12 protein-coding genes and 1 pseudogene are annotated in these 12,379 nt (G+C 56.5%); 2 read left to right on the top strand and 11 right to left on the bottom strand.

Features of this window, described 5'->3' with window-relative positions:
• Window positions 1-16: 16 nt before the first annotated feature.
• From ispG to ndk, 5 genes are all read right to left on the bottom strand, one after another.
• The gene (ispG, locus tag RTK32_RS11620) at window positions 17-1,138 is read right to left on the bottom strand and encodes a flavodoxin-dependent (E)-4-hydroxy-3-methylbut-2-enyl-diphosphate synthase (RefSeq protein WP_312044084.1); all 1,122 of its coding nucleotides are present in this window, start codon (window positions 1,136-1,138) and stop codon (window positions 17-19) included.
• Between the two features lie 37 nt (window positions 1,139-1,175).
• Window positions 1,176-2,153 carry a cytoskeleton protein RodZ gene (rodZ, locus tag RTK32_RS11615; protein WP_312044082.1) on the bottom strand — a complete coding sequence of 326 codons (978 nt, stop codon included), beginning with the start codon at window positions 2,151-2,153 and terminating at the stop codon, window positions 1,176-1,178.
• Complete coding sequence (gene pilW, locus RTK32_RS11610) at window positions 2,143-2,865, bottom strand: type IV pilus biogenesis/stability protein PilW (RefSeq protein ID WP_312044080.1); 723 nt, start codon at window positions 2,863-2,865, stop codon at window positions 2,143-2,145. The genes rodZ and pilW overlap by 11 nt, the downstream gene beginning before the upstream one ends.
• Window positions 2,866-2,931: 66 nt before the next feature.
• The gene (locus tag RTK32_RS11605) at window positions 2,932-4,092 is read right to left on the bottom strand and encodes a bifunctional tRNA (adenosine(37)-C2)-methyltransferase TrmG/ribosomal RNA large subunit methyltransferase RlmN (RefSeq protein ID WP_312044079.1); all 1,161 of its coding nucleotides are present in this window, start codon (window positions 4,090-4,092) and stop codon (window positions 2,932-2,934) included.
• A 174-nt stretch (window positions 4,093-4,266) separates the two neighbouring features.
• Entirely contained in the window at window positions 4,267-4,698 is a 432-nt protein-coding gene (gene ndk, locus RTK32_RS11600; RefSeq protein WP_125289523.1) for a nucleoside-diphosphate kinase, read from the bottom strand.
• Window positions 4,699-4,972: 274 nt separating this feature from the next.
• Between ndk and sseA the strand changes: the two genes are divergently transcribed.
• The gene (gene sseA, locus RTK32_RS11595; protein WP_312044086.1) at window positions 4,973-5,818 is read left to right on the top strand and encodes a 3-mercaptopyruvate sulfurtransferase; all 846 of its coding nucleotides are present in this window, start codon (window positions 4,973-4,975) and stop codon (window positions 5,816-5,818) included.
• A gap of 325 nt (window positions 5,819-6,143) precedes the next feature.
• Here sseA and sseB read toward each other — a convergent pair whose 3' ends face one another.
• The 5 genes from sseB to trmJ form a co-directional block, all read right to left on the bottom strand.
• On the bottom strand, window positions 6,144-6,899 hold the full coding sequence (gene sseB / locus RTK32_RS11590) for an enhanced serine sensitivity protein SseB (RefSeq protein WP_312044077.1): 756 nt from the start codon (window positions 6,897-6,899) through the stop codon (window positions 6,144-6,146).
• Between the two features lie 47 nt (window positions 6,900-6,946).
• Window positions 6,947-8,230 (bottom strand): aminopeptidase PepB, encoded by a 1,284-nt coding sequence (gene pepB, locus RTK32_RS11585; protein WP_312044075.1) that lies wholly within the window; start codon window positions 8,228-8,230, stop codon window positions 6,947-6,949.
• Between the two features lie 133 nt (window positions 8,231-8,363).
• Window positions 8,364-9,545, bottom strand: a complete 1,182-nt coding sequence (locus RTK32_RS11580; protein ID WP_312044073.1) for an IscS subfamily cysteine desulfurase — start codon at window positions 9,543-9,545, stop codon at window positions 8,364-8,366.
• A 112-nt stretch (window positions 9,546-9,657) separates the two neighbouring features.
• Window positions 9,658-10,155 carry a Fe-S cluster assembly transcriptional regulator IscR gene (gene iscR, locus RTK32_RS11575; protein WP_312044071.1) on the bottom strand — a complete coding sequence of 166 codons (498 nt, stop codon included), beginning with the start codon at window positions 10,153-10,155 and terminating at the stop codon, window positions 9,658-9,660.
• 152 nt (window positions 10,156-10,307) lie between these two features.
• Window positions 10,308-11,036, bottom strand: coding sequence for a tRNA (cytosine(32)/uridine(32)-2'-O)-methyltransferase TrmJ (gene trmJ, locus RTK32_RS11570; protein WP_312044069.1), 729 nt, complete (start codon window positions 11,034-11,036; stop codon window positions 10,308-10,310).
• 117 nt (window positions 11,037-11,153) lie between these two features.
• Between trmJ and suhB the strand changes: the two genes are divergently transcribed.
• On the top strand, window positions 11,154-11,957 hold the full coding sequence (suhB, locus tag RTK32_RS11565; protein WP_312044067.1) for an inositol-1-monophosphatase: 804 nt from the start codon (window positions 11,154-11,156) through the stop codon (window positions 11,955-11,957).
• 77 nt (window positions 11,958-12,034) lie between these two features.
• On the opposite strand, the pseudogene RTK32_RS11560 reads toward suhB, so the two are convergent.
• Window positions 12,035-12,379: pseudogene (locus RTK32_RS11560) on the bottom strand (nickel transporter); the annotation flags it as partial.

The raw sequence follows: 12,379 nt of genomic DNA, 5'->3' as shown, positions 1-12,379 counted from the left end.
CCCGCCCCGCCGTTATTTATTTTTCAACCTGCTGCACATCGATACGACGGGATTCGTCCATCATCGCGGCTTTGGCGCGGATGCGCGCTTCCAGCTGGTCAATCATATCGTCGTTGTCCAGACGCTCGCGCAGGCGCACGCCGTCCTCATAAAAGCCGCTTTTCTTATTGCTGCCGGTAACGCCAAGCGTAGAAACCAGCGCCTCGCCCGGCCCGTTAACCACACAGCCGATAATCGAGACGTCCATTGGCGTAATGATATCTTCCAAACGCTGCTCCAGCGCGTTAACGGTACCGATCACATCAAACTCCTGGCGGGAGCAGGTTGGACAGGCAATAAAGTTAATGCCGCGGGAACGAATGCGCAGGGATTTCAGAATATCAAAACCGACCTTCACCTCTTCGACCGGATCGGCCGCCAGCGAAATACGCAGCGTATCGCCAATCCCTTCCGACAGCAGCAGGCCCAGGCCAACGGCGGATTTTACCGCGCCAGCGCGCGCGCCGCCCGCTTCGGTAATGCCCAGGTGCAGCGGCTGCTCGATCTGCTTAGCCAGCAGGCGATAAGATTCCACGGCCAGAAAAACGTCCGATGCTTTTACGCTGACCTTGAACTGATCGAAGTTAAGACGATCGAGATGATCGACATGGCGCATGGCGGATTCCAGCAGCGCCTGTGGCGTAGGCTCACCATACTTTTCCTGCAGATCCTTTTCCAGCGATCCGGCGTTAACGCCGATACGGATTGGGATATTGTTGTAGCGTGCGCAGTCAACGACCTGACGAATGCGCTCTTCGTTACCGATATTTCCGGGGTTGATGCGCAGGCAGTCAACGCCATATTCGGCAACTTTAAGCGCGATACGGTAGTCAAAATGGATATCAGCAACCAGCGGGACGTTAACCTGCTGCTTGATAAGACGGAACGCTTCGGCGGCATCCATGGTGGGAACAGAGACGCGGACAATATCAACGCCGACGCGCTCAAGCGCTTTAATTTGGTTAACCGTTGCGGCCACGTCGGTGGTCCGCGTATTGGTCATGGACTGAACGGCGATAGGTGCGCCGTCGCCCACTGGCACCTGGCCGACGTAAATGCGCTTTGATTTGCGACGGATAATGGGTGCTTCGTTATGCATATTCTTTCTCCGAAATTACTCGCGACCAGAAGATGCGTTATTGCGCACCGACTGTCAGGCGGGCAACCTGGTTGCTACGGATAAAACGACTCAGATCGACCGGCTGGCCCTGATACTGGATCTGAACTGCGCCCGGCGCACCAATCTTAAGACGATAAGGTGCCTTGCCGGAAAGGCTGAGTTTACCACCACTGCGCTGGATCCCGCTGAACAGTTTCTTGCCTGTTGCATCGGAAACTTCCAGCCAGCAGTCTTTGTTGAAATTCATTACCAGTGCGTTTGCCTCGGCAGCGGGTGCGCTGACGCCGGCAGAAGCCGTCGGCATCTGACCGGCGCTGTCTGCCGGCATCTGCGAAGGCGAAACCGCAACCGGCGCAGCAGCCGCTGGCGCGGTTGAGCCGGCCGAAGTATTGGCCGCAGAAGAAGATGAGGCAGCAGGCGCGGTTGCACTCTCCGCAGGCGCGCTCTGGGCCGGCGCCGTTGGCGCTTCTTCAACAGGCGACACGCTGTCTGCGCCGCTGTTATTCAGCGGAATTGACTGGCTGTTATCGCTGCCCGAACCGCCATTCTGATCGGCCATTGAAACCAGATCGTCCTGTGCTGCCTTGTGGTTCTGCCACCACCATGCGCCGGTCAGGCCGACCACCACAAACAGCACCAGCCAGGTAAAGATCATCAGCCAGCCGTCGCGTTTTTTGCGACGTTTGCCCAACGAAAAGCTCTGCATCGGCTCAACTTTGGCGGCCCGCACGGGCGCCTGTTTCGCCATCATTGGCAGCAGCTCTTCTTCCGGCACGTGCACCAGCCGGGCGTAAGAACGGATATAACCACGCAGGAAGGTAGACGCCAGATCCGCAGGCGCCTTGTCCTCTTCAATATCGCGGACAGTGGAAAGTTTCAGGCAAAGGCGCTCCGCGACGTTCTGCTGAGACAGGCCCATTTGCTCACGGGCTACGCGCAGGCGCTCGCCTGTTGAATTTACTGCTGATTTATCTTGAGTGGCTTCAGTATTCATTAGCTAAAAAATGCAGGTACTGTATCGATTGTGGAAAATTTCGCGCCAGCTGTTCCCCGGCAAGCCGGATGCTTTCCGGTTGCCCTGCCCGCGCGGCGAAGCGAATCTCTAACCACAAGCTCTGCGCCGAAGCGGCAAAGTTGTGTTGATAAACATCTAACAGGAGCCGCGACGAATCGCGCTCGTTCTTTCCAAATCGCCTTTCGGCTTCCGCCAGCAGCGCAGCGCGCTTTTCCGCATCGTTTCGCGTCGCTTCCAGCAACGCGGCTTTGGCTTTCTGCCCTTCATCTGCCCGCAGATAGCAATAGCCGGCATTCTCCAGGGCATCGACGCGGCCAGGCCCATGCATCGCCTTACTGAACTGCTGCTGGGCCGCATCATACTGCCCTAAAAGACAGAGAAACGCACCGTAATTATTGATTACGTCACGGTTTTGTTCTGCCTGCTCCAGCGCTTTTCGGTAGTGCGCCAGCGCCGAAGCGTTGTCGCCCACGCGCTGATAATAGCGGGCCATAGCCAACCTGCAGCGGTAGTCGTCAGGCGCAAGCTTTAGCGCCTGGCGCAAATTACGTTCCGCCGGTGCCAGCCGATCCTGCGCCAGCCAGGCCAGGCCTAATTGTAGACGCGTCCCGGCCAACTCGCTGTGTGGCGCGGTCACACTGCAGCCCGCAAGCAGTAATGCAACCAGTCCGATTAATAATCCCTTATTCATCCTCGCCTCCTTATCGGAAGCGATGTTACGCCCTTTCACTCACCGGACAAGCCGCGGGCCTGGCTTTCAGAGCGCTTTCACAGAAATCGCTTCTCCGGCCATTTTTTTGCGCATCGTACGGCGCGTACGGTCAATCACCTCGCCAGCGAGCTGGCCGCAGGCAGCGTCGATATCATCGCCGCGTGTCTTACGCACAATAGTGGTAAAACCATAATCCATCAACACTTTAGAGAAACGATCGATGCGACTGTTCGAACTCCGGCCATACGGCGCACCCGGGAAGGGGTTCCATGGAATGAGGTTGATTTTGCAAGGCGTCTCTTTCAGCAGCGCGGCAAGCTCATGGGCGTTATCGGTGCTGTCGTTCACGTGATCCAGCATCACATACTCAATCGTCACGCGGCCCTGATTAGCGTTGGACTTGGAGATGTAGCGGGCAACGGAAGCCAGGAAGGTTTCGATATTGTATTTTTTATTGATCGGCACGATTTCGTCGCGGATAGCGTCGTTTGGCGCGTGTAGCGAAATCGCCAGCGCTACGTCGATCATATCGCCCAGCTTGTCCAGCGCGGGTACAACCCCGGAGGTGGAGAGCGTTACACGGCGTTTTGAAAGCCCGAAGCCAAAGTCATCCAGCATGATTTCCATCGCCGGTACGACATTATTCAGGTTAAGCAGCGGTTCGCCCATGCCCATCATTACCACGTTGGTGATAGGACGCTGGCCGGTAACTTTTGACGCGCCGATAATTTTAGCCGCACGCCAGACCTGACCGATAATTTCAGAAACGCGCAGGTTGCGGTTAAAGCCCTGCTGCGCGGTTGAGCAGAATTTACATTCCAGCGCGCAGCCCACCTGTGAGGAGACGCACAGCGTGGCGCGATCTTTTTCCGGAATGTAGACGGTCTCTACCTGCTGGCCACCGACCGTGATCGCCCACTTGATGGTGCCATCTGCAGAGCGCTGCTCTTCCGCCACTTCTGGCGCGCGGATTTCAGCCAGCTCTTTCAGCTTGCCGCGGAACACCTTATTGATATCGGTCATCTCGTCGAAATCATCACAGCAGTAGTGATAAATCCACTTCATCACCTGATCGGCACGGAACGGTTTTTCGCCCAGGCCAACAAAAAACTCGCGCATTTGCTGACGGTTCAAATCGAGCAGGTTGATTTTTTCTTTTTTTGGCGTGGCGATAGCTGACGACGGGGTCACAATTTGTTCAGACATAATATTCTCTGGCCTCGTTGTTACACGTTATGGCGCTGGGGGGGTTAATAAGAAGTATAAAATAAAACGCCCCTGCCAGGCAGGGGCGCATTATTGTACAGGCAGAGCGTCTGCGGATTAAAGGGCGTTATCAAAATAAATTGTAAACGCGCCGCAGCCTCGCGCCAGCACGCATTAACGAGTGCGTGGGCACACTTCGCCTTCACCAAAGAAGAAAGCGATTTCACGGGCAGCAGACTCGGCAGAGTCTGAACCGTGAGTCGCGTTCTCGGTGAAGCTGTCCGCGTAGTCAGCACGCAGCGTACCGGCCAGTGCGTTGTCCGGGTTGGTTGCGCCCATCAGATCGCGATGACGCTGTACGGCGTTTTCGCCTTCCAGCACGGAAACCACTACCGGGCCAGAAGTCATGAATTCAACCAGACCGTCGAAGAAAGGACGACCCTGGTGTTCTGCGTAGAAGCCTTCAGCCTGCTCTTTAGTCAGGTGCAGCATTTTGGTGCCAACGATCTTGAAGCCAGCGCTTTCAAAACGGTTAAAAATGGCACCAATTACGTTTTTTGCCACCGCGTTTGGTTTTACGATAGAAAAAGTACGTTCGATAGTCATAGTGACCCCTGTTTGATGTCGAGTTTGACCGGTGAAAAAGCTCCCCGGCCGGGAAAATGGCGCCGATTATAGGGGGCACAGGCCCACATGCCTATCAGAGATTCAACAAATCGTTAAAAAAGTCGTTCAGGTGCCTACAGAGTAGCAACCTTCGTGCGCTATCGCGCAAAAATGCTTCAGCGCGTCGTCAGGCGTCGAGAAAACCTGAGAAGATCTTGAGATGCCTGTCCGGATGACCGACACTCAGGACAACTATTCCTGTTGCGAGGCCGCTATGACTTGCTCTTTGTTTGTAACCGCCGACTGGCTGGCGGAACATTATGCCGATGATGATATTCAGGTTCTGGACGCGCGTATGTTGCCGGTGGGCCAGGAGAAGGTTCGCGATGTCCAGGCGGAGTATCGTGCGGGCCATCTCCCGGCGGCACCTTTTTTCAATATTGAGACGCTTTCCGACCCCGGCAGCCCTTACCCCCATATGCTGCCGCGAGCGGAGGCGTTTGCCGTAGCGATGCGCGAGCTGGGCGTCAGCAGCGAAAAACATCTGGTGGTGTATGATGAGGGCAATCTCTTTTCCGCGCCTCGCGCCTGGTGGATGCTGCGTCAGTTTGGCGTTGCGTCGGTTTCCATCCTGGCCGGCGGCCTGAGCGGCTGGCGCGATGCGGGCTATGAAATCGCTACTGGCGACGTGGCGCTGCCGGAAGCAGAATTTGAGGCCAGTTTCGATCCGGCCGTTGTGAAGCGTATTACCGACGTAATGATCATCAGCCACGAAGGCGGCGCGCAGATTGTTGATGCCCGTGCGGCCAACCGGTTTAAGGGGGAAGTGGATGAGCCGCGTCCGGGGTTGCACCGTGGGCATATTCCCGGCAGCCTGAACGTGCCGTGGAACGACGTGGTGGAAAACGGCCAGCTGAAATCACCGGAGGCACTGAAAGCCATTTTTCAGCGGCAGGGCGTGAAGCTCGACGAGCCGGTGGTGGCCAGCTGCGGCTCCGGCGTCACGGCGGTAGTACTGATCCTGGCGCTGACGTCGCTGGGCGTGGAAAACGTGACGCTTTATGACGGTTCCTGGGGAGAATGGGGCAGCCGCGACGACTTGCCTGTCGCCACGCAGTAGTCGGCGGACCGGCACTGACGTTGCTTCTACGGTCAGTGCCTTTTTTATATCGCCAACGCTCTCCTGTAAAACCGATCGGCTGTTGGCTGGTAGCTGTTGGCTGTTGGCTGTTGGCTGTTGGCTGTTGGCTGGTAGCTGTTGGCGGGCGGGTGGTTGTTGGCAGGTGGCAGGTGGCAGGTGGCAGGTGGCAGGTAAACGGTCACGCTATTGCAGGGCGACGCGGGTCATTAACATAAGCATGCCCGGTTCTTTTTGTGCGCTCTTCACGTAATCAAAAAATGACAACGCTGCCCAAGCAGCGGCAGCGTTGTCATGGTCGGATTGTTTACAGGATACGGTCCTGCTTAAGCGAACGCAGGAAGCTGCCCCACCGCCGCTCGTAAAAAGGCGTGAGGTGCGCAGTAAAGAAGTGGCTGATGCTGTCGTTATCCACCACTTCACAGATATCCACCGGTTCATCTTCCAGCAGCGTATCGGTCGCCACGCTGCCCGCAGCCTGAATAATGGTTTCAATATCGCCATCGGCCTCAATGCCAATCAACAGATTAGGTTGCGCATCCGCCGCTTCTTTAATATGTGCTACCCAGGCGCGACGCACCTCTTTATGTTTAGCAAACAGCTCCGTCAGCGAGGCGATAGTTTGCGCGGGCGGCTCTGCAATTTCTGACAGCAGCAGCGAAGTACCGCCTTCCAGCACCGTTTGCTGACTCAGGGCATTGCCCTCTTTTCCCAACAGACTGCTGATTTCCCCCGGCGAAAACTCCTTGCCGACGGGCAGCTTTGGGTTCAGAAACAGCGTTTCGCCCTGCGTCATGGCAAACAGCGTGCGTACCGGCATCACCAGAAAAGACTGCTCGGCGGTGACGGCCTGCTGTAGCGCCTGCTCTGAAGTGAAAAAAGGAATGATGCTGGTGCCATCGTCTTTTTCCCAATGCTGCAGCTGTGCGTCAGCCTGCTCCACGCTTTCCCCGGGTACCCAGACACTGGCGTCCATCAGTAACGTAAAGAATTCCGGGCGGTGCGCAGGCTCGGTCGCCGCCAGTTTTAACACCTCTTCCAGGCGCTGGTTGATTTCGTTCATTGCTTGCTTCCTGTTAAAGTGCCGGGCGCAGCGCCCGGCCAAACGCTCTATTTCAGCAGCAGATTCGCCACGGTACGCACGCCCAGTCCGGTCGCGCCGGCAGACCACTGATCGACAGCGCCTTTGCGATAGGTTGCCGAGCAATCAATATGTAGCCACCCCTGCTGGTAATGCTTCACAAAATGCGACAGAAACGCGGCGGCGGTACTGGCACCGGCCGTGTGTGAAGGCGCAGCAATGTTGTTCAGATCGGCAAAGTTTGAAGGCAGATAGCCGCGATGGAATTCGGCCAACGGCAGTCGCCAGAAGGGTTCGTTTTCGCTGGTGGCGCTTTCCAGCAGTGACTGTGCCAGCGCGTCATCGAAGCTAAACAGCGCGTGGTAATCATTGCCCAGCGCCGTTTTGGCTGCGCCGGTCAGCGTGGCGGCATCAATCATCAGATGGGGATTTTGTTCGCTGGCATCAATCAAACCATCTGCCAGCACCAGGCGCCCTTCTGCATCGGTGTTCATCACCTCCACGCTTTTGCCATTGCGGTACCGAATAATGTCGCCCAGGCGGAAAGCATTGCCGCTGACCATATTGTCGGCGCAGCAGAGATAGAGCTTCACACGCTTATCCAACCCGCGGGCAATAGCCAGCGCCAGCGCGCCGGTCAGGGTGGCAGCGCCCCCCATATCTGACTTCATTGAATCCATTGAGCCGCTGGGTTTCAGGCTGTAGCCGCCGGTATCAAAGGTGATGCCTTTGCCGACCAGACAGGCGAAGACCGGTGCCTTGTCGTCGCCCGTAGGGTTATAATCCAGCGCCAGCAATGCCGGGCTGCGCGTCGAGCCGCGCCCTACCGTATGTAATCCGCTATAGCCCTGCAGGCGCAGATCATCGCCTTTGGTAATCCGATAGCTGGCCTTTTCGCCCGCCACGCCGCAAAGCAAATCAACCGCGCGCTGCGCCAGCTGTTCCGGACTCAGCTCTTCCGCCGGGAGGTTAATCGTATCGCGCACCCAGTCGATAATTTTCAGACGACGATCGAATTCAGCGCGATCCTCGTCGTTCAGCGTAGCCCACTCCACTTTTCTTTCGCCTTTCGGCCCGCGATAACCCTGCCAGAAAGCCCAGCTTTTTTCTAAATCCCAGTCGCCCTGCAGGCTGACGTGACGAATGCCCTGCCCGTCAATTTTTCGCGCGGCACGCTGAATGGTGGTCAGCACATCGCCACCGTTAAGGTGGATGGTCATTCCGCTGTCGTTGCTGGTCAGGGTCGTTTTTTCGCCCCAGCGCGCATCCGCCGCTGCCGTCGACAGCGTAATGATCATTGGCGTGGTTGTCATAACCTGGCTCCTTGTTAAAAAATTGTTATACCGACCCTGCAAAGGCCAGCGTCGGCAGCGATATCGCTGCCCCTTCATTTTTAGATTAACAGAATAAGCAGAACGGGCTACATAGCCCGTGAAACTGAAAAGATTAGCGCGGAGACACCGCTCGCCCTTGCACAGAGATATCGCGCAGGCGGGCAATCGATTTGCGCACCAGCCCGACAGCGTAATCGATCTCTTCGCCCGTGGTAAAGCGTCCCAGCGAGAAGCGTAGCGAACTGTGCGCCAGCTCTTCGCTCAGGCCCAGCGCGCGCAGGACATAGGAAGGTTCAAGGCTGGCCGAGGTACAGGCGGAACCGGAAGAGAGCGCCAGATCTTTCAGCGCCATAATCAGCGATTCGCCGTCTACGTGCGCAAAGCTGACGTTAAGAATATTGGGGGCGCTCTGCTCCAGACTGCCGTTGAGACAGACCTCATCGATTTCGCTCAGGCCTGCCCACAGGGTTCTGCGCAGCATATTCAGCCGGGCGCTTTCGCCACTCATCTCTTCTTTTGCGATACGGTAGGCTTCGCCCATACCGACAATTTGATGCACGGGCAGCGTACCGGAACGCATCCCGCGCTCGTGGCCCCCACCGTGAATCTGCGCGGCAATACGGATACGCGGTTTTCTGCGCACGTAAAGCCCGCCGATGCCTTTAGGGCCATACAGCTTATGCGCGGAGAAAGACATCAGATCGACTTTTAACTCGCTGAGATCCACCGGCAGCTTGCCGACGCTCTGGGTGGCATCAACATGGAAAAGAATACCGCGAGCGTGGCACAGTTCGCCAATAGCCGCGATATCCTGCACCACGCCCGTTTCGTTATTAACGTGCATGATGGAAACCAGGATGGTGTCGTCGCGCAGCGCATCCTGCAGCTGTTGTAATGGGATAATGCCATCGGGCTGGGGCTGCAGATAAGTCACCTCAAACCCTTCACGCTCCAGCTGGATACAGGTATCCAACACGGCTTTGTGTTCGGTCTGACTGGTGATGATATGTTTGCCCTTCTCCTGCCGGAGTTCGGCGGCACCTTTGATGGCAAGGTTATCGGATTCGGTCGCACCGGAGGTAAAAACGATTTCACGGGGATCGGCGCCGATCAGCTCGGCAACCTGGTTGCGGGCCACATCGACCGCTTCTTCAGCCTGCCAGCCAAAACGATGGGAGCGGGAGGCCGGATTGCCGAAAGTCCCGTCCAGAGTCAAATACTGCACCATTTTTTCCGCTACGCGAGGATCGGCGGGCGTAGTGGCGGCGTAATCAAGGTAAATCGGGACTTTCATTGCGTTGAACTCCGTACACTTAAGTATGTCATTCAATGCGGTCTGCCGCGTCGGTGACCATCGTCCCCGACACAGAGTGGTATGAGGACGACGGCTTTCGCCGCCGCTTTAATCAGGCACGCAGATTGACGTTAATCGTTTCATGCACGCGGCCAGCCGGCACGCGGGCTTTTTCAGTATTGTTCTGACGATCGGCCACATCCAGGATTTCCTGGTTGTTCACCAGTTCCGCCAGCGTAATGTTGTTCAGGAAGTCGCTGATGCGCTCGCTCAGGTCGCGCCACAGCACGTGGGTCAGACAGCGTTCGCCGCCCTGACAGCCTTCTTTACCCTGACATTTAGTCGCATCAACCGACTCATCCACGGCGGTAATAACCGCGCCAACCGCAATCTCGCCGGACGCTTTACCCAGCAAATACCCTCCGCCCGGACCCCGTACGCTGGCCACCAGGCCGTTTTTACGCAGGCGAGAGAAGAGCTGCTCCAGATAGGAGAGCGAAATCCCCTGACGCTCGGAAATATCAGCTAAAGGGACCGGCCCTTCGTGCGAATGCAGCGCAACATCAAGCATAGCGGTAACGGCATAACGGCCTTTGGATGTCAGTCTCATGGCGTAAACGACCTCGGTTGTTCGTGAACATTTGATGGTCGCAGTCTGCCATTCCTGAGTATTTTGGTCAACTATTTAACCGAGTAATTTACTCAAGTATTTAACCTGGTAATTTACTCAACTATTACCGCTGTTTTTTTACGCTTTGCCGGTTACTTTTCGCTTTTTGGCTTTTCCAGCGACGAGAGCATACCGCGCAAAATATTCAGCTCGTCACGCTCCGGGCGGGCACGCGTATAGAGACGGCGCATCTTGCTCATCACCTGACCGGGATTGCCTTCACGAATAAAGCCGCTTTTTACCATCATCTGTTCCATATGTTGATAAAAACGTTCCAGATCGTCGACCAGCGGATAAGGCGACGCTTCGTACTCAGGCTGCGTGTTTTCCTGCGATTGCAGGAACGCCATGCGGACTTCATAAGCGATAATCTGCACCGCCATGGCCAGGTTGAGCGAGCTGTATTCCGGATTCGCGGCAATCGCCACGTGATAGTGGCACTTTTGCAGTTCTTCGTTGGTCAGGCCCACGCGTTCGCGGCCAAACACCAGCGCAACGGGTGCCTGCTGGCCTTCCTGCACGCTCTTAAGACCGCACTCGCGCGGATCGAGCCTGGGCCACGGCAGCGACCGTGAACGGGCGCTGGTGCCTACCACCAGGCTACAACCGGCCAGCGCTTCATCAAGCGTGTCGACAATGTGCGCTTCACCAATCACGTCACTGGCACCAGCGGCCAGCGCGATGGCTTGCGAGTCAGGTTTGACCAGCGGATTAACCAGATAAAGGTTGGTCAGGCCCATGGTTTTCATCGCGCGAGCGACGGAACCCATATTGCCGGTGTGAGAAGTTTCCACCAGTACGATTCGGATGTTATGCAGCATAGGAATTCAGGTCTGTGAGATAATTTGCCGATGTTAACATATTTTCAGGACTTTTACCGAGCCCCCTGCTATAATCCGCGCCGTTTTCCGTTCTTTAACATCCAGTGAGAGAGACCGATGCATCCGATGCTCAACATCGCCGTGCGCGCTGCGCGCAAGGCCGGTAATTTAATTGCCAAGAATTATGAAACGCCAGACGCCGTTGAAGCCAGCCAGAAAGGCAGCAATGACTTCGTTACCAATGTTGACCGCGACGCCGAGCGCCTGATTATTGAGGTGATCCGCAAGTCTTATCCAAAGCACACTATCATTTGTGAAGAAAGTGGTGAGCTGGCGGGTGAAGACCAGGATGTGCAATGGGTTATCGATCCACTGGATGGCACCACCAACTTTATTAAGCGCCTGCCGCATTTCTCCATTTCTATTGCCGTACGCATCAAGGGCCGCACCGAAGTGGCCGTGGTTTACGATCCTATGCGTAATGAATTGTTCAGCGCCGTTCGCGGCCAGGGCACCCAGCTGAATGGCTATCGCCTGCGCGGCTCGACGGCTCGCGATCTGGATGGCACCATCCTGGCGACCGGTTTCCCGTTCAAGCTGAAGCAGCACGCCACGCCGTATATCAATATCGTGGGCAAACTCTTTACTCAGTGCGCTGATTTCCGTCGTACCGGTTCTGCCGCGCTGGATCTGGCCTACGTGGCCGCCGGCCGCGTGGACGGTTACTTTGAAATCGGCCTGAAGCCATGGGATTTCGCCGCGGGCGAACTGCTGGTACGTGAAGCGGGCGGCCTGGTGACTGACTTCGTTGGCGCGCATGGCTATATGCATTCCGGCAACATCGTCGCCGGCAACCCTCGCGTAGTAAAAGCCATGCTGGCGTCTATGCGTGACGAGCTGAGCGAAGCGCTGAAGCGCTAAACCGCTAAACCGCTAAACCGCAAGGCGGTGCTAAAGGGGCTGAACCTGTGTTCAGCCCCTTTTTTATTGGCAAACGTTTATATCGGTCGGATCCCACCAGACAGGGCTGGCTGGGCGCTCAGCCACAGCATCACGCCGATGGCCAGCAGGAGTATCCCGCCAGCCAGCGACAGCACTGCCCATATAAAGTCCGTATTGCCCCGCGTTTTTTTCCCATAACTTAGCTTCAGCGCCAACGCACGTGAAACCTGCACCAGCACGGCCATAGTCGTTATGGTGATCGCGGTACCTGCCGCCATGGCCAGCGCCGACAACACGCCCCATTGATAAACGCCAATCACCTTAGAGAACAGCAGCATCATAATTGCGCCCGAGCATGGCCGCAGCCCCATCGACAATATGACCAGCATTTTCGTTTTACC

The sequence above is a fragment of the Erwinia sp. genome, assembly GCF_031978025.1.
Taxonomy (GTDB): domain Bacteria; phylum Pseudomonadota; class Gammaproteobacteria; order Enterobacterales; family Enterobacteriaceae; genus Erwinia.
The sequence above is the reverse complement of the archived record's forward strand: the minus strand, read 5'-3'. Positions and strand labels throughout refer to the sequence as shown.